The organism is Pseudomonas syringae pv. coryli str. NCPPB 4273 (genome assembly GCF_000972175.1).
Classification (GTDB): domain Bacteria; phylum Pseudomonadota; class Gammaproteobacteria; order Pseudomonadales; family Pseudomonadaceae; genus Aquipseudomonas; species Aquipseudomonas syringae.
Genome location: NZ_AWQP01000024.1, coordinates 1 through 25,276 on the forward strand (window position 1 = coordinate 1; position 25,276 = coordinate 25,276).

Sequence of the window (25,276 nt, forward strand, 5' to 3'; positions counted from 1 at the left end):
GGCGACGGCCTGAAGAAAAGCTTGCGCATCGTCAACAAAGACCCCGAACGCTACGCCCCGGTGCTCTTTGACCTGCTGCGCTTCGTGCTGCAGGAATGCGGAATCAAGACCAGCCCGGAAGAACTGCTCAAGCAGGTATTCAACGCTGGAAAACTGACGGCTGACGTGGACCAAATCATCACCGGCGTCAAAGGCTCCTCGACCTTCCAGAACCTGCCCAATTGGGCCAAAACCTCCGTGGTCACTGTCCTCGCCGCTTCCCGCGACAATATGCCAGCAATAGTCGGCATCGTTGAGAAGCGACTGATGAAATGGAAAGGCATGCAGCGCAACAGCTCTGCGGCATCCTCGGGTTCAAACCACCCGAAAAGAACCGAAAAACCCGGCAACAAAGACGCAGCCGTTGCAGCACAGGGCAAAGAGGGCGCGAGCAACACCCATTCCAATCAGGTAGAAGCCTCAAGAATTGGCCTGCAATCGCCTTCCAGTATTCTGAACGAAGGTCTGGGTGTCAGCGGCGAGCACATCGCCGATTACATCTGCGCCGTGGAGTTTGGCTGGGGCAAGGACTGGGATGGTCATGACAAGGGCTCGGATGGGAAGTGGCTTGAAGGTTTGCCGAGTGCGAGCAAGATGGGGAAGCTGTCGAAGGGCGGTAGTCCTAAGGCTCGTCATGTTCTGTACAAATTGACCGATGGTGCAAATGGAACCGGTATTGATGCTGTGTGGCGAGCCGATCCTGCTACAAACTACGGGAAAAATTTCGCCATTGTTGAAGCTAAGGCGAGTCGCGACGAGGACGGTCCGAAGTTTATGCGTAAAGCCAATAACACACGGAAGCCTGGTGTCGCATCAAAATTAGGTGTTTCGGGTGTTACTGATCCTAGTGAGTTGCTGGAGCCGTTGGACCTTGAGCAAGAGGCCCCTTCTGCAAAGAAGAGTGGCAAATTTTCTAGATCCAAGAACTCTCAAACGCCTACTGTTAAAAAAAATAAATCTATAAAAAAACCAACGCAAATTCTTGTTCAAATGAGCGTGGAGTGGATAAGAGCCAATATTGAAAGCGCAGTACCCAAAACATTGATCTATCAGATCCTAGGCTCGTACAGTCGGCATTTATTTTACACTCCTCTATATCATCCAAAAGAAAGCCCAAAAGATCATGCAATTGCTCGCTTAAATAATAGTGACGAAACTACCCACGCCAATCATTCCGCATTTCATTATGATGACCGAGAGGTTAAATCCTTTGTAAACAAGCGAAAAAAATCTCTTGCGACGAAACATGGGAAATTATCTTCGTTGAATATTGAGTGACCTTATTATGAAGAAGAGACAAAAATTCCTCAGTGACAATACGTATAAAAATTTCTTAGAATACATCAAAGAGACGAAATTGTTTTTTGAGAAAAATAAGTTTGAGTCTGACTCGCCCGAAGAAGAAGCGTCATTAAGGGCTAGCCATTTTCGAGATTTGGCATTAAAGAAGCTATTTGTAGCTTATACAGCGGGATTGAAAATTCCCGTGCTAGTGCCACTACTTGAAGACGTTGTGTCTGCATTTGAGGATCATCAACTCAAGCTTTCAATTCTTGAGGGTGTTGAAAATATATCGCCCCTTGCAATTGACGACTGGCTATATCAATTCGAGGAATGCGTTCAAGTTTTCAGCCTATGCATCCTGCTTCATCGAACAGACCTTTTAAAAAGGTTTGTCCGGCTTCTCGATGGCGCAGGGTACAACGGTGAAGATACTCTTTACGAGGACTTACTGCGCAAGTTTCTAACCGGGCGTGAAGATGTAGATGAATGGTATCATGATGTCTATACTCCCTTGATTCACGCTATATATGCGGATGAGCAAAAGGAAGCGTCGCAACTGCTTGAAAGATTTTGCAAGCAGTGGTATCCAGCATTCAAGCAGGCCCCTTGGCACGATTCACACTTGGATGGTGATGAGGGAAGTTACGTTGGTTACTGGGCTTTCGAGGCGGGAGCCATTGCTTTTCTTTACGGCATCGACGATAGCCAAATAGACCACATGGTTTATCCAAAAGACTTGGTCGAATACGCTAGAAATTACAATGGTGAAGCTGGCTCCCAAATCAACCGCATTGTCGCTGGCGAACCCTGCAGCAAAACAGGCTACTGGTTCACCCCGGCCCAAGCCAATTCAAGACGTCACTTCCAACAAGGTGAAATCATGCCGAGTATCAGCGACTCAAAATGGGGCGACACTCTGTGGTATTGGTCAGGTGAGAATTGAGTAATGCAGGTCGCCAAATCTGAATGATCATGCGGCTTAGTACAAGGCGGCGAAGATTGCAGCGCGGTGCAAGTTCTGCGCTATCCGGTCAACGCCGTCGTAGGCTGGATTCCAGGATCGAGCAACGGCCTGAAGAAAAGCCTGTGCATCGTCAACAAAGCCCGCAACACTACCCTCCTGTACTGATAGTCGGCATCGTTGAGAAGCGACTGGTGAAATGGAAAGGCATGCAGCGCAACAGCTCTGCGGCGTCCTCGGGTTCAAGTTAACCGAAAGAGCCGAAAAACCGTAAGCGCCTCATGAACCCCACATTCTAAACCGACAATTGAAGCTCAATGCTGTGCTCCCGATTCTTTTCAGGAGCCAGCTCCCCATGATGCGACCCGACGCTAAAGTCGAAAAAGTGTACATCTACCCCAAGCCTATGGATTTTCGAAAATCCATCACCGGAGCTGTTGTGCCATTTTGGTTATTAAGGTGATCGTAGGGAATCCGGGTTGCTCAGTGAGCTTAGTTTTAAGGGAAGGCACAACCAGCCCAAACCTAAGACTTAGCTCGCAAATGAAGTACGGCGTGCACTGTTTTTACTGCCGGTTCCCGGCAGATCGCGAACAAGTTTGCTCCTTGCCCTGCGGGCAGAAGCGTTGCCCGGTGCGCTTCACGGTATTTGGCCAAAAGCTTGGATTCGTGAGTTATCAGGCCGTGATGGCTTGGATGTGACGCGGAGCGATGGGCATGCTAGGTGTCTAGAGCCTGCGGGGCCACTACCCCCCGCAGGCATCCCCCATCAGAACTGCCAATCCAGCGACAGACCCACGCCGTGGGTTTTATCCCGCGCACCCAGTAAACCGTTGTAGTCCAGGTTGATGCGTGCATCCCTGCCCAGGGCCAGGCTGGCGCGGGCGCCGACTACGGCGGCGTCGCGGTCCATGGAGACGCTTTGCACGTTGAAGCTGTTGCCGGCACTGGCGAAGGCCAGGTGTTGTTCCGACGAGGTGTCGCTCAGGTTGTGCTGCCAGCCGAGGGTGGCGGAGACGTCGAGTTTTTGTGTGTCGTTGAGGTTGAAGCGGTTTCCGGCGCGCATGCCCAGGGTCGAGAGCACGGTGTCGCGGGTGTCGTCGCTGCCGTTGAGGGCTGTGGCGCCGCCTTTTTCGGTGAAGCTGTCGCTGTCGAAGTGGACGTAAGCCAGGTTGGCGAATGGCTCCAGTGCCAACGGTTGCAAGTTCAGGCGGTAGGCGGCTTCGGTGAACACCTGGGTTGACTGGGCGTCGCGCTTGACCTTCTGACGGTCGGAAAACGCGCCGAATTGCAGGTCACGTTTCACGTCGATGCGGTGCCAGCTGTGCGACGCGCCTGCGGTAAGACGCAGTGCGCCCTGTTCGTGGCCGATGTAGGCGCCCAGGTGGTAGCTGTCTGCTGATGCCCGCGAGTGGGTGTCGTCGCCCAGGCTCAGCGAGGTGTCGCTGTAACCTGCCATCGCGCCCAAACGGGTGTGCTCGCTGATCAGGCCGTCGACGCCTGCCAACAGGCCACCCAGCGATGAGGTCGAGCTGGCGCTGTCACTGCTGCCGCTGTTTTTGCCCCAGGCACCCAGCGCCTTGACCCACACCGAGTTGTCTTCAGTGCCCGGTGCTGGCTGTTCGTACAAGCCTTCTACGCGCAGACGGTCACCCACGGCGTCGCGCAGTTGGCGGCTGTCGTTGATCAGCTGTGTAGCGATGGCCGGATGCACTTCGCCCGACAGCTGGGTGAATGCGCGGCGTGCGCTGGCAGTGTCCTGGCTGAGGATGACGCTCTCATAGACCGAGTTGCCCGCACTCAGTTGCTCAATGGCTTGGGCCACGCTGCGCTGGTTGGACGTTTGCGCCGCGCTGGCGAAGCTGTCGCCGTTACGTGCAAGGGCCAGTGTCACGCCTGTACCGCTATAGGCCAGGTTGCCGTCCAGGAAGGTGTAGTTATCGGTCACAGACCCGAACTGACCCTGAACGCCGCCAGCCGCCTGCAGCACGTTGAACTGCTGACCGACCACGCTGCTGGTCTGGTTGCTGCTGAGCAGCGCGGGGTTGTCGTTTTCCAGAGACAGGGCCATGTTGGCGCCGCTCACGGTCGCGGTGCCGCCGACCACGATGCGGTCGCTGGCGGTGGGCGAGAATTCAACCGCGTAGGTCGAGCCCGGAGCCAGGTTGAGGTCGCCCGCCACTTGCAGCGTGCCGATGGAGTTGCCCGGCGCGACGGTGCCGCCCTGGTTGGCGGTCAGTGTTGCGACGCTGCCATTGCCGCCCAGTATGCCGCCGTTGTTGACGGTGACCGCAGAGGCCAGCGAGCCATTGATGGCCAGGCGACCTTGATTGACCAGCGTCGGGCCGCTGTAGCTGTTGGCGCCAGTCAACACCAGGGTGCCGATGCCTTGTTTGGTCAGGCCGCCGTGGCCGGAGATGTTGTTGCTCCATACGTCCAGCCCGCATTGCGGCCCGCTGCAGGTGCGTTGGGTCGGTTTGCCGGCATCGACAATCGCACCGACACCAGGCAGGTCAGCCACAAACTGGCTGTCGCCGTAGGCGCCGTCGATACCGAACTCGGCAGGAATATCCGCTTCGGTGACGAACATGCTCGGGCCGTTGACCGCCTTGCCGAGGTTGATCATGCCCCAGCCGTACAGCGCATCGACGCCCGGTGCGCCGAGGTCGGTGGCGGTGGTTTTCAGGACGTCGGCGACCTGCGCGCCGGTCATGTAAGGAAAGCGCTCCATCAGCACAGCCATGCTGCCTGCGACGTGAGGCGCGGCCATCGAGGTGCCGTTCTTGTTGGCCCAGCCGACGGTCAGGTCTGCCAGGCTGGTGCCGTTGAGGACAGAACTATAGATGCCCGTACCGGGTGCCGAGACGCAGAAGCTGGCGGTGTAGCCGCAACGTGAGGAAAACGTACTCAGGGTGTACGGCGTGGCCACGGCCGCGGCGGCGTTGGGGTTCCGTTGCAGGGCAGCGACGGTCAGCCAGTTGGGGGCGATGTCTGGTACGAAATAGCCGAGCCCGGCCATCGCGTCGGGGTTGTTGAGGTTGTAGTCGTTACCCGCAGCGAAAATGGTGACAACGCCGCTGCGTGCGGCATCGATAGCGCCCTGGTACGCACCGCCCGGACGCGTGCCGAGGATCTGGCGGATCTGGTCGAACTGCACTTGCGCGTCCTGCACGGTGAAGTGCGGGAACGCTGGATCGCGACCGCCCTTAGTGAAACGGTCGGTGATGCCGATGCCCCAGCTGTTGTTGATGACCCGTGCGCCGCTGTTGACCAGCGCGTTCCAGCCAGCCTGATACACCGCGCCGTCGTTGCCCAGCACGATGCCGTCTTCCGGGCCCGGGTCGCCGTTGTCGGCGCTGATGATTTGCGCGTTGTAGGCCACGCCGTGCATCGGCCCGCCGTCGCGATTGCCACCGGCAATGCCGCCGACGTGGGTGCCGTGGTTACCGAGTTTGCCGCCGGAGTCCAGGCTCGGTGCGCCGTCGTAGCGGAAAGCGTCGCCCGCCTTCACCGGGATGTACGGGTCGGTGTATTCACGGATGCCGCTGGTGACCAGATTGACTACCTTGTTGGGGCTGGAGAATTCGGGATGCGGGGCGTAGACCGGCTGGTCGAAGATGCCCAGTTTTATGTCCTTGCCCGAGTAGCCCGCGGCATAGGCCTGATCAGCGTTGATCGCGCCCAGCCCCCAGTCGGCATTGAACTCGGCGCTGCGCCAGCTGGCGGCATTGCCCGCCTGCCCCGCTTCCACATACGGTGCGGCATGAGCCACGCCCAGTGTCGCCAGGTAGCAGGCGAGCGCGCCGCAGGAAGCGCGATTGACCGCCCGAATGGCTTGTCTCAGGGGTTTGACAGAGGTGTGTCGAGTGCTGAATGCATCTTTCATGAAAATTACCGTCCTTAGTTAACGCGCACGAATCTCCGCGCGCATACATCTGCATGCGCGTCGTTCTTTTGGGTTTAGGGTTGCGTACTGCTTAGAACTGCCAGTTAAGACTCAGGCCGACACCGTGACTTTTCTCACGACTGGCCAGCTGGCCGCTGTAATCGAGGCTGATCCTTGCCTCCTTGCTCAACGCCAGACTGGCGTGAGCACCGACCAGCGCGGCATCGCGCACCAGTGGCGAGCTTTCTATAGCGAAGCTGCTGCCACCGGAGGCAAATGCCAGATGCTGTTCGGAATCGGTGTTGCTCAGGTTGTGCTGCCAGCCGAGACTGCCGGACAGGTCGACCTTCTGACGGTCGCTGATCGCGATGCTCTTCAGGGCACGCAGGCCCAGGGTACTGAGTACCGCATCACGGTTATCGCTACCGGCAGACAGTGCTGCGGCGTCGCCCTTCTCGGTGAAGCCATCGGTGTTCAGGTGGACGTAGGCCAGATTGGCGAACGGCTCAAGCGTCGCGGGTTGCAGGTGAATGCGATACGCCGCCTCGGTGAACACCTGCGTGCTCTGCGCATCGTGTTTGGTTTTCTCCTTGCCCGCTGCGCCGCCGACCTGCACGTCGCGTTGCGCGTCGACGCGATGCCAGCTGTGTGCGGCGCCGAGGGTCAGGCGCAGCGCACCGATTTCATGGCCGAGGTACGCGCCCAGATGGTAGCTGTCCACCGACGCCCGGGAATGCGTGCCGGAGCCCATGTTCAACGAGCTGTCGCTGTAGCCCGCAACGACGCCCAGACGTGTGTCATCGGCAAGGTTGCCATCGACACCGACCAGCAGCCCGCCAATCGAGGAGGTGTAACCCGCGGTGTCGTCACGCGAGTCGGTCTTGCCCCATGCGCCCAGGGCTTTGAGCCAGACGTTGTCTTGTGCGGCAGTGTTGCCATCGGTGCCGAACACGCTGGCACCCAGGCGCTCACCCACCGCATCGCGAACCTGACGGCTGTCGTTGATCAACACGCTGCCGATGGCCGGGTAAATTTCGCCGGACAATTGCTGGAAGCTGTCGCGTGCCGAGGCAGCGCTCTGGGTAAGCAGCAGGTTTTCGTACACCGCATTACCGGCGCCGAGTTGTTCGGCGGCAGTCGCCACAGCAGCCTGGTTGGGGGTATGCGCGACGCTATTGAAAGCGGCAGTTTGCTCGACGTTCAGTGCGACCGCATTGGCTGCGTAGTTGAGTCGGCCACCGAGGAAGGCATAGTTGGAGGACACGCTGCCAAACTGGCCATTGATGCCATTGGCGGCTTGCAGCACGTTGTACTGACGACCTACCACGCTTTGGATCGGAGCAGAACTCAAGGCCACAGGCGTTGCATTCTCCAGAGCCAGCGTCATGTTGGCGCCTGACACGGTAGCGCTGCCGGTAGCGACGATGCGGTCACTGGCGGTTGGCGAGAGCTCCACCGTGTAGGTTGAACCCTGCTCGAGGGTCACATTGCCATTGACCTGCAATGTACCGATGGAATTGCCCGGCGCAACGATACCGCCGTTGCGCGCTGTCAGCCCGCCGATCTGGCCATTGCCGCCCAGCGTGCCGCCAGCATTAACCTGCACGGCTGACACCAGCGACCCATTGACCGACAGCAAACCGCCATTGACCAGTGTGTCACCGCGATAGGTATTGGCGCCGTCGAGAATCAGGCGGCCTGCGCCGGATTTGATCAGGCTGCCTTGGTACTGACGCTGTGCCGCTGCGGCGGCGCGCGCGGTGCCGGTGGCATAATCGGCCTGATCCTGCTGGCTGGCGGTGCTGGCAACGCCGTTCTGCCAGCCTTTGCTGATCAGCGTCTGCTGCCAGGTGGCCTGCTCGGCGCTGTCCTCGGCCTGACGCTGGATCAGCGCTTGATCGGAAATATTATTGCTCCACACATCCGTCAAACCTGCGCCCAGGTTAGCGTCGAAGGTGCCGAGCAATTGGCCCGGACCGCGCATTGCCCGCTCCAGGTTGGCCACACCCCAGCCGACGCTGTTGGTCGGTGCCTGGGTGATCGAACCGTCGAGCTGAGTGGCGGTGGTCAGCAGCACTTGCAACGCCTGCTCGTTGGTCATGTACGGGAAGCGCTCCATCACCAACGCCAGAGCACCAGTGGCATGCGGCGCGGACATGGAAGTGCCGGACTTCAGCGCGTAGCCGCCGCCGGGAACGGTGCTGTTGACCAGCCGACCGGGCATGGTGATGCACCAGTATTTGGACAGGCCGCACTGGTTGTAGCGTTGACCGTTGCTGCTGTCGAGACCTGACACGGCCAGCCAGTGGCCTTCAAGATCCGGCTCGAAAAAAGGCAGCGACGCCCGCACGCTGGCGTTGGCGTAACCGCTGTTGCCTGCACTGAAGACGTTGATCACGCCTTTGCGCGAGACATTCGCCGCTTCGTCCAGCCAGGTGCCGCGGTTGTAGTGCTGTGCGTAAGCAGCGCGCACACCCGCTTCGGTGGCGTAGGTCACGTCGGCCGGCTGGCTGCCCCAGCTGTTGTTGATGGCGCGCACGCCGGCATCCGCCAAGGCGCCGTACACCGCCTTGAAGTACTGCGGGTCCGGGTTGGGGCCGAACAGGAAGCTGTCATTCTGGTTGGTATTGCCGACGTAGATCTGCGCGTTGTACGCCACGCCATGCATGCCGACGCCTTCGCGCGCCGCGCCCATGGTGCCGGTGACGTGCGTGCCGTGGGTGTCGTTGTTCGGGTTGATGGCACCGGTGATGCTGAACGGCGAGCCGTCAACATAGGTGCCGCTGGCGGTGACTGCGTGGTAGCGGGACGGCGTGGCTTCCGGGTGGGACGGGTCGAAACCCGAGTCCAGCGCACCGATCTTGACGCCTGCCCCGGTGATGCCAGCGGCGTAGGCCTGATCAGCCTGAATACGGCCCAGACCCCAGTCGCTCTGGAATTCTGCCGAGCGCCAGCTGGCAGCGTCACCCGGCTTGCCCTGCTCGACATAGTCAGCATAAGCCGAGCAGCCAACTGTAAAAGACAGCGCACAAAACGCGCCGGTTGCTACAGGCTTGAACGAATAACGGACAACACTCACCCACTTCGACTTTTGCATCCCTGCACACCTGATACTGGTTGGCTCTTGATTGAGCGATTCCAGAACATAGTCCGCACTTTGAAACTTAGCAACCTATTTGTTTCAATCCTGTTACACGAGTTGAAACATAAGGAAAACGCATCGCAACACATATATCTCGGTGATAGGCACTTGAATCCATTGAGTTTATTTTAGATTTTATTATGCCGTTGAATTATTGCGTAGTGGCTATTTAATTGCACTCGACGTGTTTTTCTTGTGCCCTACCCACTGTTTCCAGTGACAGTTGCCAACAGCGTTACTTGTCTGAGGACGCCAAAACTTGTCAGGCAATAATAAATGCCCATTCGAAGACTCACGGAAAAAGATGACGCAGAGCGTCATGAACGGCATGCCCACGCGGAGCGATGGGCACGATAAGTGGTGCGCGCGTGGTAATGCCGTTCGGGACGCTCCGCGTCCTATCCAAGGCGTGGCCTGCTTAGCGGCGGAACCAGGTATTTGCGCCACGACGAGGATGCCTGCACCATGCTGCCCTGATCGCGACCCGACCCAAGGCACTCCCATGGCACGCAACACGGCCTCTGCGCTGAAATCACTCATCAAGACACTGCGCGGTTTATTGAGCCGGGTTGCAGGAGGCACACCGAGCCAGCAACAGCCCCCGGAGCCCGTTACGCCTGCAGTGCACTCGCCTGAGCCGCAAGCGCCGGTCAGAACCCGCCGCGCCAAACCCGACAAGAAGCCCCGTCAACCTGCGCCGCCAACACCCACGGCAAAGCCTGCGGCGCCTGCGTGTCCGCACTGCCGGAAAACCATGGTGATCAAGGTGGCGCGCACCGGCAAGAACGCGGGGGAATTCTGGGGTTGTGTGGCCTATCCGACATGCCGGGGGATCCGACCGATCTTTCGCTAAACGCCAGACCGGTCGCTCCTCAAAAGCGCCACTTAGCTGATGTTGGCCAACAGCTCGCGCGCCATGCGCCGATGCTCCTCATCGGACTCGTCAATGATCTGCTGGAGGATTTCACGGGCCGATTCGAGATCGCCGTCCTCGATCAGCACTTGCGCCTGATTGATCTGGCTGAGCGGCGGTTCTTCCAGATCCAGCAGGTCGAAATCAGCGTCATCGTTCATGAAGCTGTCGAGGAAATCGTCACTCAGGCCGTCGGCGGCAGATGGCGCAAGTACTTCGACTGGCTCAACCACCTCGGGCTCGGAGAAATCACTGAGGAACTGTTCGTCCGAGAGCTCGAAGACTTCCGGCAACTGGGTCAGGTCCGAAGAAAAACCGGGGTCGACTTCAGCCGGCGCTGGTGTAGCGGCAGGCTTGACGCGCGTCGGCGGGCTGTCGAACGGGTCGACCAGATCCCAGTCGGCGTCCATCGACAGGTCATCCAGGTTCAACTGAAACTCATCGGCGTGCTGCGGGTTGAGCGCCGCAGCGGCGCTTTCATCCAGCTGCGCGGCGGGTTGTGGCTCAGCTTCGGGCTGCAGGTAGAGCTCAGGTTCAGGCTCGGATTTATCGAAAGACAATGTGCTGGCTGCCACCGCGACAGCCGGGACGACCGCCGCAACAGGAGCGATCTCGGCAGCCTTGAGCTGCGGGAAGCGATCGCGGATGTCCTGAATGGTCTGCGGATCGACGCCGTGCTCCAGCGCAGCCTGTTCTTCGCGAACGAAACCAGTGCCGTCGCCCTGTTCCGCCAGCAACTCCAGCAGGCGAATGCGAATGTCATCGCGTTCGGGCTGGGTTTCCAGGGCGCTGCGCAGAATACCCATCGCCTCGGTGAAGCGTCCGTAGGCGATGTAAATGCTCACGCCATCCAGCGCATCCGGAGCAGCGCCAGGCGAGCGTTGTGCTGGCGATGGCTTGGCCGGTGCCGGCGTCGATGAGCTCTGGACCACGGGCTGCGGCGCAACAGCGGGCACTTCGAACACCGGAAGCATGGATGCCTGAGCGGGCTTGATCAGTTGGTCATCCGGGGTGGCGGCGGGCGCCGCTGATTCCTTGCGCTGCTGACGTCGTTTCGAATAAGCAAACGCCACCAGCAAAAGCACGATCAATACGGCAGCGATTAGTATCGGCAGGCTGAGGAATGAATCGCTGCCCGATGCAGCAACAGGTTGAGCAGGCGCGGCAGGCGCAACTGCAGGTGTCGCAGGTACTGGCGTGACTGTTGCCGGTGCAGCTGGCGTGGAAGCGGATTGCGCAGCGGCCAGATCACTGCGCAAGGCGATGATCTGTTTGTCCTTGCCACTCATCTCTTCCTGCAATTCCTGCGTCTGCGCCTTGAGCGCCTCCAGTGACTGAGTCAATTGCTGGTTTTCGATGGCAGCGGCCGACAACTGCTCGGCGGTACGCTGCAATTCGACAGGTTTTGGCGACGGCGCCGTAGCGCTTGCGGCAGGCGCTGCGGCGGTCGGCAGCACTGCGGCGTCCGGCAGCAACAGGTCCTGGCCGACTTTAAGCGCAGAACCGGCACCTGCGGCGAAGGCCTGCGGATTGAGCGAACGAATACCGTCCGCCAGCTGGCTTGCCGACACCTTGTTGCCCGGTCCCTGCAAGCGGCTGGCGATACCATTGAGCGTGTCGCCACTGGTAACCGTATAGCGTTTGCCCTGCACAGCCGCCGGTGGCGCGACCGGCATGCGGCTTTCCGAAGCGGAGGTGGCCGAGCGCTGCTGGTTGCGGCTGCGCGTAGCGGCCAGGCCTTGCGCCGAGGTGGCAGGATCGAGCAGCAGCGTGTATTCGTGCAGCAAATCGCCATTCGGCCGCGCCAGCTGGACGAGAAAACTCAGGTAGGGTTCGGTGACCGGCTTGCTGGAAACCACCCGGATCACGCCGCGGTCACCACGCAGAACCGGCGTGAAGCGCAGGTCATTGAGAAAGAACACGCGCTCTATTCCAGCCTTGGCGAACGCTTCGGGTGATGCGAGCCTGGCGACCACGTCTTCATTGCTCAGACCGCCGGTTTCCAGCAGCTGGATCTCGGCATTCAACGGCTGGTTGAGCGCCGAGTGCAAGGTGATTTCACCCAGGCCCAACGCAGATGCCAGCGTAGAGCAGGTCAGCAACGAAACCGCCAACACGCCCTTGCCAAACGCCTCGCGCGCCTTGCGGCCTGCACCTTCGACAGCAGCCAGTGAACTCTTCAGCATGCGAACCCTTATGGAAACCACGGCAGGCTTCTCACGTAATCAGATGGACGTCAGTATCCGTTTAACGATTATGGTTGAGAATGCGCAGCTTCGTCTCAGGATCTTTCCAGATTGGCGAGAATCTGCGAATGCACACGCATGCTGACGCGCAGATCCTCTTCGCTCACGCCCTCGAACAGCTCGATACGCAATACATTGGCGATGTTTTCAATTTTTTCGATCAAGGGCAATGCCGTGTCACTGAGCAGGATCTTCTTCGCACGTCGATCCTCGAGCACCGCCTGACGCTGCACCAGGCCCTGTTTTTCAAGACTGTCGAGCAGACGCGCCAGAGTGGGGCCTTCTACACCCACGCTTTGCGCCAGCTCGCGCTGAGTGGGCGGTTCGGTGAAGCGCGCGAGGTGCAGCAGCACCAGCCAGCGAGCCTGAGACAGGCCAAGATCGGCCAGCCTGCGATCCAGCTCGGCACGCCAGCCTCGCGTGAGGTGTCCGAGTTGCATCCCGAAACGATGTTCATCAGTCATTGGCATAAGGAAACTCGTGATTAAAACTAATTATTAGCGAGCTAAGCATGGTCCTTATGTTCAAGCAAGCACGGGACGGTGACGCTCCGCCGCACGCCGTTATACCTCAAACTCCGATTGCAGCGCTGCACGTACGCAATACAGCACGCCCTCAGGCACCCGCCCGGCAAACTGCTCGGCAATCGCCGACACCGGCGGCAGTTCCCCTTCGCCATCGAGAAAGGCGTCCTGCACCTCACCCAGCAGGTCCTCCGGCAAATCCAGCGCCTGCTCGATGGATAACTGCTGCTTGCCGATGGCTTCGGCCAGCAGGGTGTAGACATTCTTTTCCGAGCACTGCAACTGACCGGCGATCTGCGTCGGGGTCATGCCCGCCCGCGCCAGACTGATCAGTTCGTGACGCACATCGGCGACCACCCGTGGTGCCTCGGCCTTGCCGCTGAGCACTTCGAGAAAGGCTTCGCCATAACGCTCCAGCTTGCGCGCACCGACGCCGCTGACCTTGGCCATCTCGGCCATCGATCCGGGTTTGCTGCGCAGCATTTCCAGCAGGGTCGAGTCCGGGAAAATAACGTAAGGCGGGACACCGTGCTCTTCGGCCAGCTTGCGCCGCAGGGCACGCAGGGCTTCCCACTGCTCGCGCTCTTCGCCACGCACCAGTTGACTGGCCGGGCTGCCGGAACTGCTTCTCGATGTGGTTTGTGGCTTGAGGTCCTGGCGCAGTTCCAGAGAAACTTCGCCACGCAGCAAAGGGCGGCATGTTTCGCTGAGGCGCAGGCCGCCATAGCCTTCAAGATCGATGTCCGCCAGACCACGTGCAACCAGTTGGCGGAACAGCGAGCGCCACTCGGACTCGGTTCGCGCTTTGCCGACGCCGAACACCGACAGGTGCTGATGACCGAAGCTCTCTACCTTGTCATTGGACTTGCCGAGCAACACGTCGACCAAATGACCGACGCCATAACGCTGGCCGGTACGGTAGATGGCAGACAGCGCCTGACGCGCAGGTTCGGTGGCATCCCAGGTCTGCACGCCATCGACGCAGTTGTCGCAATGGCCGCACGGGTTGGGCATGTCTTCGTCGAAATAGGCCAGCAGGGTCTGTCGACGGCAACGGGTTTCTTCGCACAGGGCCAGCATCGCATCGAGCTTGTGCTGCTCCAGCCGCTTGTGACGCTCGTCGCCTTCGGAGTTCTGCAGCATCTGCTTGAGCATCAGCACGTCTTGCAGACCGTAGGCCATCCAGGCATCGGCGGGCAGACCGTCACGCCCTGCCCGACCGGTCTCCTGGTAATAAGCCTCAAGCGATTTGGGCAGGTCCATGTGCGCGACAAAACGCACGTTGGGCTTGTCGATGCCCATGCCGAACGCGATGGTTGCCACCATGATCAGCCCTTCCTCGTTGAGAAAGCGCTTCTGGTTGGCCGCCCGGGTTTCGGACGGCAGACCCGCGTGATAAGGCAGCGCGGGGTAGCCGTTGTCACTGAGAAAGACGGCGACCTCATCGACCTTCTTGCGCGAGAGGCAATAGACGATACCGGCATCGCTGCGGCGTTCGGAAAGAAAGGCCAGCAGCTGTTTGCGCGGCTGTTCCTTGGGCACGATGCGATAGAAGATGTTGGGCCGGTCGAAGCTGGACAGAAAGCGCTCGGCGTTCTGCAGGTGCAGACGCGTGACGATTTCTTCGCGGGTGCGCTTGTCGGCGGTGGCAGTCAGCGCGATGCGCGGTACATCCGGAAACAGCTCGGCCAGTTGTCCCAGTTGCAGGTATTCAGGGCGGAAGTCGTGACCCCATTGCGACACGCAGTGCGCTTCGTCGATGGCAAACAGGGCGATCTTGAGGTTTTGCAGGAACGACAGCATGCGTGGCTGGACCAGACGCTCCGGGGCGAGGTAGAGCATTTTGACTTCGCCCAGACGAATGCGATTGGCCAGGTCGCGCTGCTGCTCTGCACTGAGGGTCGAGTTGAGTGCAGCGGCCGATACGCCCAGTTCATCCAGCGTCGCAACCTGATCGTCCATAAGCGCGATGAGTGGCGACACGACCACGCACAGCCCGTCGCGCAATAGCCCCGGTACCTGAAAACACAGGGACTTGCCGCCACCGGTGGGCATCAGCACCAGCGCATCGCCACCGCTGGCTACACGCTCAATAATGGCACCCTGGCGACCACGAAAGCTGTCGTAACCGAAGATGTCTTTAAGTACGCGTTGTGCCTGCTCAAGCATAAAAAACCCCGGAATATCCTGCTGCACTGCAAAACGGGGGAGTATACCCGAGCACTCGGGAGCAATGGATGACTGGGACATGAGCGGTCGAAATTAACTGCAATTGGCCTGCGCGCTGGCGCCACGGACGCTCAGGGCCTAGAATCCAGCATCGTTTATTTTCAAGGTAGCGCTTCCATGTCCTTCGCTGAGCAATTAACCCGCCTGCAAGTCTTCCTCGATGCAGATGAACTGCACGAAGAAGCACTGGACTACGTGGCCGCGCATGGCTACCTGACCGCTTTGTCCATCTGCGCCGAAGAGGTGCCGGAGCGCGAGTGGATCGACGCGCTGTTCTCCGAGACGCCGCAGTACAGCAGCGATATCCAGCGTGAAGAAATCGAAACCACGCTGTTGCTGCTCAAAGCACACATTGCCCGCCAACTGGCGTCCGATGAAGAGTTCGATCTGCCGTGCGATCTGGACCTGGGCGACGACCCGGATGATTCCGACCTGCGCGGCTGGTGCATCGGCTTCATGGAAGGCGTGTTCCTGCGTGAAAACGCCTGGTTCGAAAGTGCCGAGGAAGAAGTCAGCGAAATGCTCCTGCCGATCATGGTCGGTTCGGGCCTGTTCGACGAACAGCCGGAGTTCGCCGACATCGCTCAGGACGCCAACCTGATGGACGACATGATCGTGCAGATCCCCGAAGCGCTGACCGCCCTGTACCTGCTCTGCCAGGCACCGGACGAAAAGCCGGCGATCCTCAAGCCCCGCCATCACTGAGTCGGCGCCTATGGCGCAAGGCTCACCGCGCACTAGCCGTCATAGGCCGGTGCGCTATCTGCTTGTAGCGGTAGGCTGGCTAAGCGTAGTACTGGGCGTGGTCGGCATTTTCCTGCCGGTGTTGCCCACCACGCCTTTTCTGCTGCTGGCCGCGGCCTGCTTCGCGCGCAGCTCTCCGCGCTTCTACGACTGGCTGGTCAACCACCCGCAACTCGGTCCGTGGATTCGTGATTACCTCGAAGGCAACGGCATCCCGCTCAAGGGCAAGGTCTACGCCATCGGCCTGATGTGGCTGAGCATCAGCCTGTCGTGCTACCTGGTGCCCTCACCCTGGGCACGGGTCTTCATGCTGACCAGCGCAGTGCTGGTGACGATCTATATCCTCAGGCAGAAGACGCGCCCGCCGGGCGGTTGCAAGAGGTAGCGCCGAGTAAAACCGACGCCACCGCAACGCTCAGACCATCAGTTCTTCTTGTCCCTGGCGAACGCCGCTTCCAGCGCTTCGTTGAGGGTGCGCAACACCTTGACCCTGGCCCAGCGCTTGTCGTTGGCCTCGATCAATGTCCACGGCGCGATTTCGGTGCTGGTGCGATCCACCATGTCGCCGACTGCCTGGCGGTAGTCAGGCCACTTCTTGCGGTTGCGCCAGTCATCTTCGGTGATCTTGTAGCGCTTGAACGGGATCTTTTCGCGCGCCTCGAAACGCTCCAGCTGGGTCTGCTGATCGATGGCCAGCCAGAACTTGACCACCACAACGCCTGCGTCGGTGAGCTGCTCTTCGAAGTCATTGATTTCCGAGTAGGCGCGCTTCCAGTCCGACTCGCTGCAAAAACCCTCGACCCGCTCGACCAGCACGCGGCCGTACCACGAGCGATCGAAGATGGTGAATTTGCCGCGCGCCGGTATCTGCCGCCAGAAACGCCATAGATACGGTTGCGCACGCTCGTCCTGGGTGGGCGCGGCGATCGGCACGATGGCGTATTGACGCGGGTCCAGTGCCGCCGCCACACGTCGAATCGCACCGCCCTTGCCTGCCGCATCGTTGCCTTCGAACACTGCCAGCAGCGCGTGGCTTTTCATGCGCTTGTCGCGCATGTTGCCGGACAGCCGCGCCTGCTCGGTAATCAACTGTTGCTGATAATCGTCCTTGCTCAGGTTCAGGCTCAGGTCGAGGCTGTCGAGCAGGGTCAGCTCGTTACTGTGAATCGCCAGCGGCCCGACAGTCAGCGCCGCGGTCTCGGGCTCGGCCTTGTTCAGCGCGGCTTGCATACCTTCCAGCAACAGGCGGCCGACGGTCAGGCTGCGGTAGTTGGCGTCCACACCCTCGATCACATGCCAGGGGGCGTATTCACGGCTGGTGCGACGCAGGACCCGTTCGCCGAAGCGCACGAACTTGTCGTAGGTCCTGGACTGCTGCCAGTCCAGCGGGCTGATGCGCCAGCTGTGCAGCGGATCATCCTTGAGGGTCTTGAGGCGCAGCTTCATCTGTTTTTTGGACAGGTGAAACCAGAACTTGAAGATCAGCGCGCCTTCATCGCAGAGCATCTTTTCCAGTCGTTCGGCACCGCTGATGGCCTGATCGAGCACGGCGTCCTTGAAGCGCCCGTGAACCCTGTCCTGGAGCATCTGGCTGTACCAGTTGCCGAAGAAAATCCCCATGCGGCCCTTGGCCGGCAATTGCCGCCAGTAGCGCCAGGCGGGCGGGTGAGCGAGTTCTTCGTCGGTCTGCTGATCGAAGGTGCGCACCTCGATCAGGCGCGGGTCCATCCACTCGCTGAGCAGTTTGACGGTCTCGCCCTTGCCCGCGCCTTCTATGCCGTTGATGAGCACGATGATCTGGCGACCAGCCTGCTCGTGCAGGTCTATCTGCGCTTCGAGCAACGCTTCGCGCAATTGCGGCAACGCTGCCTCGTAAGTCTCATCGTCAATGGCATGACCGATTTCAGCGGATTCAAACATGCACAGCTCCTGATTGATGTGGGCTCAGAGAACGCCTGATGGAGATTGTGACCATTGATTGCAGGCATCGGTCAATCCGCACATCCTTGATAGCACTTTTCTCTGCGCAGACGGCTAAAATGCCGCCACTGCCTTCGCTGAGCCCGACATGACCATTACCCGCCACGCCCAGATCGACTGGGACGAACACGGCAACCCGCGTTCCCGCGATTTTTCCGACGTGTACTTTTCCACCGAGTCCGGTCTGGACGAAACGCGCCATGTGTTTCTGGTGCAGAACGACCTGCGCCGGCGCTTCACCGAATTGCCGGATGACGGCCGGTTGATCATTGGTGAAACCGGCTTCGGCACCGGGCTGAATTTCCTCTGTGCCTGGCAGTTGTTCGACGAGTGCGCGCCCGCCAATGCGCGCCTGCAGTTCGTCAGCGTCGAGAAATACCCGTTGAGCCACGCCGACCTGCAGCGTGCCTTGGCGTTGTGGCCCGAGCTGTCGCCGTTTGCGGGTCAATTGCTCGATCAGTATGTGGCTGTGCATGAAGGCTTTCAGCGTCTGGTGTTCGCGGGCGGCCGCGTGACGCTTACGCTACTGATCGGCGATGCGCTGCAGATGCTGCCGCAGCTGGACGGGCAGATTGATGCGTGGTTTCTCGACGGCTTTGCACCAGCGAAAAATCCGGAAATGTGGACACCCGAGCTGTTCGCCGAACTGGCGCGACTGTCCACACCGGGCACCACCATTGGCACCTTCACCAGCACCGGCTGGGTGCGGCGTTCGCTGAATGCGGCGGGTTTCAAGATGAAGCGGGTGCCGGGCATCGGGCATAAATGGGAAGTGCTGCGTGGCGCGTTTATCGCCTGGCCCGAGGACGTGGCGCATCCGCCTGCCGCCAAACCATGGTTCGCCCGCCCCGCACCGATTGGCGGCGAGCGCAAAGCGCTGGTGATTGGCGCGGGGCTGGCCGGCTGCGCTACGGCTCAGAGTCTGGCGCAACGCGGTTGGCAGGTCAGCCTGCTGGAGCGCCACGCCGCACCGGCGCAGGAAGCATCCGGCAACCCGCAAGGCGTGCTGTACCTGAAACTGTCGGCGCACGGTACGGCGCTGTCACAGTTGATCCTCAGCGGTTTCGGCCATACACGAAGGCTGCTTGAACGCCTGCAGCGCGGAGTCGACTGGGACGCTTGCGGGGTGCTGCAACTGACCTTCGACGACAAGGAAGCGCTGCGCCAGAAACAACTGGCCGATGCCTTCCCCGAATCACTCCTGCACCTGCTGGAGCAGCCCGCGGCAGAAGCGCAGAGCGGCGTTGCGCTGAACAGTGGCGGGCTTTTTTACCCCGAAGGCGGCTGGGTTCATCCGCCTGCGCTGTGTCACGCACAGGCTGCGCACGCCAATATCCGCCTGATCACTCATCAGCAGGCACTGGAGCTGAGACGTGTCGATGATCAGTGGCAGGTCTGGAGTGAGGAACGGTTGATCGACAGCGCTCCGGTCGTGGTGCTGGCCGGGGCGGCGGATATCCAGCAGTTTTCGCAGAGCGCCGATTTGCCGCTCAAACGCATCCGCGGGCAGATCACCCGTTTGCCGCAGACTCAGGCCAGCGCGGCATTGTGCAGCGTGGTGTGCGCCGAGGGTTATGTGGCTCCGGCGCGTCTGGGCGAACATACGCTGGGCGCCAGTTTCGATTTCAACAGCACTGATCTGACGCCGAACCTGGCCGATCATCTGGACAATCTGGGGCTGTTGCGGGAGATCTCGGAAGACCTCACCTCACGCCTTGAAGCCGCCGATTTGGCGCCTGAGCAATTACAGGGACGCGCGGCGTTTCGCTGCACCAGCCCGGATTACCTGCCCATCGTCGGTCCGCTGGCCGACCGCGAGGCATTCATGCAGGCCTATGCCGCGCTGGGCAAGGACGCGCGTCAGGTGCCGGACATCGCCTGCCCGTGGCTGGACGGCCTGTACGTCAACAGCGGCCACGGTTCGCGCGGGCTGATCACCGCGCCGCTGTGTGGCGAACTGATCGCCGCCTGGCTCGACAACGAACCACTGCCCCTGCCACGCAGCGTGGCCGAGGCCTGTCACCCCAACCGGTTCGCGCTGCGCGGGCTGATTCGCGGCGGCGGGAAACAGACTGTCGGGCACTGAAATCCGCAGATCATCCTCGCTTGCACGACAGTTGAGACTATCGTTCCCTACGCTCCAGTGGAATGCAGCTCTCGACGCTCTGCGTCGAAAAGAGGACGCAGAGCGTCCTGAACGGCATGCCGACGCGGAGCGTCGCACGATATTTCCTACGAGCAAGCTCAGGCGCTACTCTTGAGCGTCTGTCAGAACGATTGGGTTGCTCATGCTGCAAGTGCGAAACGTATTCAAGCGCTACACCACGGCACAGGGACCGCTGGATGTCTTGCGTGGTGTCGATCTGCATCTGGCACAGGGCGAAAGCCTGGCGTTGATGGGTGAATCCGGCAGTGGCAAGAGCACCTTGCTGCATCTGGTGGCAGGCCTGGATCAGGTCGACGATGGCAGCATCGAGGTCGCAGGCCAGCGTCTGGACCTGATGAACGAAAGCCAGCTGGCTAACTGGCGGCGTACCGAGATCGGTCTGGTGTTTCAGCAGTTCAACCTAATCGGCAGCCTGAAAATAGCCGACAACCTGGCGTTTCAGGCACGGCTGGCCGGGCGCGTTGATGCAGCCTGGCAAGCGCATTTGATCGAGCGCCTGGGCCTGGCCACACTGCTGGACCGCTATCCCGAACAACTCTCGGGCGGACAGCAGCAACGTGTAGCGATAGGCCGCGCCCTCGCCTCCCGACCCGGCCTGCTGCTGGCTGACGAACCCACCGGCAATCTCGACGAAGCCACCAGCGACGAGGTGCTGCAACTGCTGATGGATATCCTCGCCGACAGCCCTACCAGTCTGCTGATGGTCACCCACAGCCCGCGCGTTGCGCAGCGGCTGTCGCGCAAGGTGGTGCTGCATCTGGGGCGTCTGGCTGACGAAGGCGAACGCTGATGCGGGTTTTCTATTGGACGCTGCGCGCCCTGCTGAGCCATTGGCGCCGTCATCCGGTGCAGTTTTTCAGTGTGCTGACCGGTCTGTGGCTGGCCACCGCACTGCTGACCGGCGTGCAGGCGCTCAATAGCCAGGCGCGGGAAAGCTACCAGCGTGCCAGCCAGCTGATTGGCGGCGAGCCGCAGACCCGTATCACTGCCAGCAGCGGCGGGCTGTTCCCGCAGGCATTGTTTATCGAGTTGCGCCGCGAAGGCTGGCCCGTGTCGCCCATGCTGCAAGGTCGTATCGTGCTTCAAGGGCGTGAAGACCGCAGCCTGCAACTGATGGGTATCGAGCCGGTGACCTTGCCGCCCGGCTCGGCACTGGCCGGGCAGACGCTGAACGCCGAACAGGTCGTGGACTTTCTCACGCCGCCGGGCATGACCTGGATTGCGCCGCAGACCCTGCAAGCGCTGGGGCTTGAGGAAGGCCAGCAGCCGCTGACCGAAACCGGCGTCGCGCTGCCTCCCTTGCACGCCAAGCCCGACATGGCGCCCGGTTTTTTGCTGACGGACATAGGCTTTGCGCAACCGTTGTTGGGCCAGCCAGGGCAGTTGTCCGGAATGCTGCTGGCCAAGGATTTTGCCCGGCAGAACCCTGCGCTGCCGGCAGCCCTGAATGATCTGCTGGTGATCAAGAAAAGCGGCGAAGAAAACAATCTGGAGCGCCTCACCGAAAGCTTCCATCTGAACCTGAACGCACTAGGAGTGCTGTCCTTCATCGTCGGCCTGTTCATTGTCCACGCCGCCATTGGCCTGGCCCTTGAACAGCGCCGTGGCCTGCTGCGCAACCTGCGTGCCTGTGGCGTCAGCGCACGTCTGTTGATCGCTGCGCTGGGCTTAGAACTTGGGGCACTGGCGCTGTTGGGCGGTATTGTTGGCGTGGTCAGCGGCTATCTGCTGGCCAGCCTGTTATTGCCGGATGTCGCGGCCAGCCTGCGCGGCTTGTACGGCGCGGAGGTCGCCGGCCAGTTGAACCTCAGTTTGTGGTGGTGGCTGAGCGGTATCGGCCTGGGTCTGCTTGGCGCATTGCTGGCCGGTGCCAATAGCCTGTTACGGGCTGCGCGTTTGCCGTTGCTGGCACTGGCCGATGCCCAGGCATGGCAGCAAGCTCATGCGCGGTGGTTGCAGCGCCAGGCGTGGGTGGCGGTGCTGGGTGCGGTGGTTGCCGTGAGCGCGCTGTTGTTCGGCACCAGTCTGATGCTGGGGTTTGTGATGATGTCCGCCCTGCTGCTCAGCGCCGCGCTGGCCCTGCCGGTTTTGCTGGACGCCATGCTTGGCGGCCTGTTGAAGCGCAGCCGCTCGGTGCTCGGGCAGTGGTTTCTGGCAGACTGCCATCAACAGTTGCCCGCCCTGAGCCTGGCGCTGATGGCCCTGTTGCTGGCGATGGCCGCGAACATCGGCGCAGGCAGCATGACCTCGGGCTTTCGCCAGACATTCAACAGTTGGCTGGAGCAACGCCTGACCGCCGAACTGTATGTCAGCCCGCAGAACCCCGAGCAGGCCGGGCCGCTGAACACCTGGCTGAGCCAGCAACAGGATGTCAGCGCCGTGCTGCCCAACTGGCAGGTGCCCGTGCAAGTCCAGGGCTGGCCTGCGGACCTGTTTGGTGTGATCGATCACAGCACCTATCGCCAGCACTGGGCGTTGCTGGAATCCGTCGCTGGTGATCCGTGGAATGTTTTGCGCGATGAAGATACGGTCATGCTCAGCGAACAATTAGCACGCCGCCTGCAACTGGGGCTGGAAGATACGCTGAGCATCCCGGTGCCCACTGGCAAGTGGACCCCGCGCATCGTCGGGATCTATGCCGACTATGGCAATCCCAAGGGCCATCTGCTGGTCAATGCCCGGCACCTGCTCGCCCACTGGCCGCAATCGGTGCCGGTGCGTTTCAACCTGAGGGTCGATCAGGCCGCAATCCCGTCGCTGGTCACGCGGCTGCAAGCGCGTTTCAAGCTGGACGATAGTCACATCATCGATCAGAGCCAGCTCAAGGGTTGGTCGAACCAGGTCTTTGAACGTACGTTTGCCGCCACTGCCGCCCTCAACAGCCTGACACTGGGCGTCGCTGGCGTGGCGCTGTTCATCAGCCTGCTGACCCAGAGCCAGAGCCGCCTCGGGCAGCTCGCCCCGTTATGGGCGCTGGGGGTCACGCGACGGCAACTGATGCTGCTCAACCTGGGACAGACCTGGCTGCTGGCGGTCCTGACACTGGTGCTCGCACTGCCACTGGGGCTGCTGCTGGCCTGGTGCCTGGATGCGGTGATCAACGTTCGCGCCTTTGGCTGGCGCCTGCCGCTGCAGGTGTTCCCGCTGCAACTGCTGCAATTGATGGCGCTGGCGATGCTGGCGACCTTGCTGGCCTCGGCCTGGCCGCTGCTGAAGCTGTACCGCAGCCGTCCAGCGGATCTACTCAGGACATTCGCCAATGAACAGTAAATGGCTGATGCCGCTGCTCATCGTCGGGCTGCTCGCTGCCTGCGACGACAAACCGCAAGCTGAAAGCGGTTTCGCCGGTCTGGGCAATACTGCCGACAGCTATGCGCAGGTGACACCCGGCAAGGTCTTTTCATTCCCGCAGGACCACGGCCAGCACCCCGGCTTTCGTATCGAGTGGTGGTACATCACCGCCACCCTCAAGGATGACGCAGGCCAGCAGTTCGGCGTGCAGTGGACGTTGTTTCGCAATGCCCTGCGCCCCGGCCAACAGACTGGCAGCGGCTGGAATGACGGCACGATCTGGCTCGGCCATGCGGCGGCGACTTCAAGCAGCGGTCATTATGTGGCGGAGCGTTATGCGCGCGGCGGCATCGGTCAGGCCGACGTGACGCTGGCCCCCTTCTCGGCGTGGATCGATGACTGGGCCTTTACCAGCAATGTCCGCAGTGGTGATCCACTGACTGCCATGCAGCTAAAGGCCAGCGGCAAGGACTTTCGCTACGACCTGAACCTGACATCCAGTAAACCGCTGGTGCTGCAGGGCGAACAGGGCTACAGCCAGAAATCGGAGGCGGGCCAGGCGTCGTACTACTACAGCCAGCCGTTCTTCGACGCCAAAGGCAGCGTGGTCATTGAGGGCAAAACACATCAGGTCACCGGTAAAGCGTGGCTGGACCGGGAATGGAGCAGCCAGCCACTGACCGCCAACCAGAGCGGCTGGGACTGGTTTTCGCTGCAACTGGCAGACGGCGATCGCCTGATGCTCTATCGCATCCGCCACAAGAACGGTGCCCCCTACCTGACCGGCAACTGGATTAGCGCCGACGGCACCACCCGGATGCTGCACGCCAATGAGATCAGCCTTGAGCCACTGAAAGAAACCTCGATCGGCGAGCACAAAGTGCCCACCCGCTGGAGAGTCAGGGTCCCCGACCGAAACCTGGACATCACCACCGACGCGCTGAACCCGGCCGCCTGGATGGGCGTGAGTATTCCCTACTGGGAGGGGCCGGTGAAGTTCAGCGGGAGCCAGGAAGGCGTGGGGTATCTGGAGATGACCGGGTATTGAGCGCTGCGATTGGCAGTCATGCTCGACCCAGTTTTTCCAGCGCCGCGTCGGCCAGAAAGGTCGAGCGGCTCTTGATGCTGTGATCCCGCACATAGCGATCGATCTGCCTGATCACGAAACCAGGCAGTGTGACGTTGACCTTCTCCGTCTTGCCGAGATAAGGCGTTACGTCAATCTCGATCATTCCCCAGCCCATCCCTGCGAAATCGGGATTCCTGGCGTGGTCGGCAACGTTTCCGGCCTTGGGTATGGTTCCACCGCTGGCTGCTATCTCCTGCAGCATGATATGAGCAATCTCAACCGCCGCAGCGTGGGCTTCCTCGAACGTATCGCCAGCTGTTACGGCACCGGGAATATCGGGAATCTGGATACCAAACGCCGTGGTGTCGTTTCCCCATTCTATGCACATTGGGTATTTCATTTTCTTTCTCCAACAGGGTGTCAGGGCAAAACTGGACTAAACCAGCCCGGCAAGCTTTTTGATGGCCCGCACCGTTCCGACTGGCAAATCTTTCTTGGGATGCGGCGCGGGGACTGTCTGAAGTTTTTCGGGATGCTTGAAACTAGGGTGACTGCCAGAAACACGATCCAGAACCCATCCATCTGCTTCAAGCTCCGTTATCAATTGCCTGCTCTGCCCCCCCCACCTCCGTGTCATTCGACGTAAAAAATATAACTCTGGGCGCATGTTAAAAAAATACAAAAAAGGTACCCAGAGTTATCTTTTTTATTCCTTCACAACTTATTTCGTGAAAGCGAGCTCGTGTTTGCTTTGCTCGAAAAACCCGCAAGCCAATGCAGCCCAACCAGCTGAAAACAAAC

General features: G+C 60.5%; 17 protein-coding genes and 1 pseudogene. 10 read left to right on the plus strand and 8 right to left on the minus strand.

The genetic code is table 11. The annotated features are described in order from the left end of the window. The 3 genes and pseudogenes from P406_RS12115 to P406_RS30260 form a co-directional block, all read left to right on the plus strand. A partial coding sequence (locus P406_RS12115; protein WP_052739329.1) for a hypothetical protein occupies positions 1-1,317 on the plus strand: 1,317 nt, incomplete at its 5' end. Positions 1,318-1,324: 7 nt separating this feature from the next. Next, positions 1,325-2,266 carry a PoNe immunity protein domain-containing protein gene (locus P406_RS12120; protein ID WP_046236281.1) on the plus strand — a complete coding sequence of 314 codons (942 nt, stop codon included), beginning with the start codon at positions 1,325-1,327 and terminating at the stop codon, positions 2,264-2,266. Between the two features lie 75 nt (positions 2,267-2,341). After that, a pseudogene (locus tag P406_RS30260) lies at positions 2,342-2,532 on the plus strand (hypothetical protein); the annotation flags it as partial. A gap of 521 nt (positions 2,533-3,053) precedes the next feature. Here P406_RS30260 and P406_RS12125 read toward each other — a convergent pair. Both P406_RS12125 and eprS read right to left on the minus strand, forming a co-directional pair. Beyond that, complete coding sequence (locus P406_RS12125) at positions 3,054-6,170, minus strand: autotransporter serine protease (protein WP_046236282.1); 3,117 nt, start codon at positions 6,168-6,170, stop codon at positions 3,054-3,056. Positions 6,171-6,261: 91 nt separating this feature from the next. Then, positions 6,262-9,267 carry an autotransporter serine peptidase EprS gene (gene eprS / locus P406_RS12130; protein WP_046236283.1) on the minus strand — a complete coding sequence of 1,002 codons (3,006 nt, stop codon included), beginning with the start codon at positions 9,265-9,267 and terminating at the stop codon, positions 6,262-6,264. Positions 9,268-9,814: 547 nt separating this feature from the next. Between eprS and P406_RS26795 the strand changes: the two genes are divergently transcribed. Beyond that, positions 9,815-10,165 carry a topoisomerase DNA-binding C4 zinc finger domain-containing protein gene (locus P406_RS26795; protein WP_003418240.1) on the plus strand — a complete coding sequence of 117 codons (351 nt, stop codon included), beginning with the start codon at positions 9,815-9,817 and terminating at the stop codon, positions 10,163-10,165. A 32-nt stretch (positions 10,166-10,197) separates the two neighbouring features. Here the strand turns inward: P406_RS26795 and P406_RS12135 are convergent, their stop codons facing one another. The 3 genes from P406_RS12135 to recQ all read right to left on the minus strand — a co-directional run bounded on the left by P406_RS12135 (position 10,198) and on the right by recQ (position 15,164). Continuing rightward, positions 10,198-12,411 (minus strand): motility hub landmark protein FimV, encoded by a 2,214-nt coding sequence (locus P406_RS12135; RefSeq protein WP_046236284.1) that lies wholly within the window; start codon positions 12,409-12,411, stop codon positions 10,198-10,200. A gap of 95 nt (positions 12,412-12,506) precedes the next feature. Continuing rightward, on the minus strand, positions 12,507-12,941 hold the full coding sequence (locus P406_RS12140) for a MarR family transcriptional regulator (protein ID WP_003363288.1): 435 nt from the start codon (positions 12,939-12,941) through the stop codon (positions 12,507-12,509). A 93-nt stretch (positions 12,942-13,034) separates the two neighbouring features. Further along, complete coding sequence (recQ, locus tag P406_RS12145; RefSeq protein ID WP_046236285.1) at positions 13,035-15,164, minus strand: DNA helicase RecQ; 2,130 nt, start codon at positions 15,162-15,164, stop codon at positions 13,035-13,037. 177 nt (positions 15,165-15,341) lie between these two features. Here recQ and P406_RS12150 point away from each other — a divergent pair, with 177 nt between their 5' ends. Both P406_RS12150 and P406_RS12155 read left to right on the plus strand, forming a co-directional pair. Then, complete coding sequence (locus P406_RS12150) at positions 15,342-15,929, plus strand: UPF0149 family protein (RefSeq protein ID WP_003412674.1); 588 nt, start codon at positions 15,342-15,344, stop codon at positions 15,927-15,929. Between the two features lie 10 nt (positions 15,930-15,939). Continuing rightward, entirely contained in the window at positions 15,940-16,353 is a 414-nt protein-coding gene (locus tag P406_RS12155) for a YbaN family protein (protein WP_046236286.1), read from the plus strand. 38 nt (positions 16,354-16,391) lie between these two features. Here P406_RS12155 and pap read toward each other — a convergent pair whose 3' ends face one another. Further along, complete coding sequence (pap, locus tag P406_RS12160) at positions 16,392-17,888, minus strand: polyphosphate:AMP phosphotransferase (protein WP_046236287.1); 1,497 nt, start codon at positions 17,886-17,888, stop codon at positions 16,392-16,394. A 148-nt stretch (positions 17,889-18,036) separates the two neighbouring features. Between pap and mnmC the strand changes: the two genes are divergently transcribed. The 4 genes from mnmC (at position 18,037) to P406_RS12180 (ending at position 24,454) form a co-directional block, all read left to right on the plus strand. Continuing rightward, positions 18,037-20,034: a bifunctional tRNA (5-methylaminomethyl-2-thiouridine)(34)-methyltransferase MnmC2/FAD-dependent 5-carboxymethylaminomethyl-2-thiouridine(34) oxidoreductase MnmC1 gene (mnmC, locus tag P406_RS12165; protein ID WP_046236288.1), complete on the plus strand. Its 1,998-nt coding sequence runs from the start codon at positions 18,037-18,039 to the stop codon at positions 20,032-20,034. 202 nt (positions 20,035-20,236) lie between these two features. Next, on the plus strand, positions 20,237-20,905 hold the full coding sequence (locus P406_RS12170) for an ABC transporter ATP-binding protein (RefSeq protein WP_046236289.1): 669 nt from the start codon (positions 20,237-20,239) through the stop codon (positions 20,903-20,905). After that, the gene (locus P406_RS12175) at positions 20,905-23,385 is read left to right on the plus strand and encodes an ABC transporter permease (protein WP_046236290.1); all 2,481 of its coding nucleotides are present in this window, start codon (positions 20,905-20,907) and stop codon (positions 23,383-23,385) included. The genes P406_RS12170 and P406_RS12175 overlap by 1 nt, the downstream gene beginning before the upstream one ends. Beyond that, the gene (locus P406_RS12180; protein ID WP_046236291.1) at positions 23,375-24,454 is read left to right on the plus strand and encodes a lipocalin-like domain-containing protein; all 1,080 of its coding nucleotides are present in this window, start codon (positions 23,375-23,377) and stop codon (positions 24,452-24,454) included. Before P406_RS12175 ends, P406_RS12180 begins: the two co-directional genes overlap by 11 nt. A 16-nt stretch (positions 24,455-24,470) precedes the next feature. Here P406_RS12180 and P406_RS12185 read toward each other — a convergent pair whose 3' ends face one another. Both P406_RS12185 and P406_RS27640 read right to left on the minus strand, forming a co-directional pair. Continuing rightward, complete coding sequence (locus P406_RS12185) at positions 24,471-24,875, minus strand: type II toxin-antitoxin system HicB family antitoxin (RefSeq protein WP_032699334.1); 405 nt, start codon at positions 24,873-24,875, stop codon at positions 24,471-24,473. Between the two features lie 36 nt (positions 24,876-24,911). Next, complete coding sequence (locus P406_RS27640; protein ID WP_082100788.1) at positions 24,912-25,112, minus strand: type II toxin-antitoxin system HicA family toxin; 201 nt, start codon at positions 25,110-25,112, stop codon at positions 24,912-24,914. Positions 25,113-25,276 lie beyond the last annotated feature (164 nt).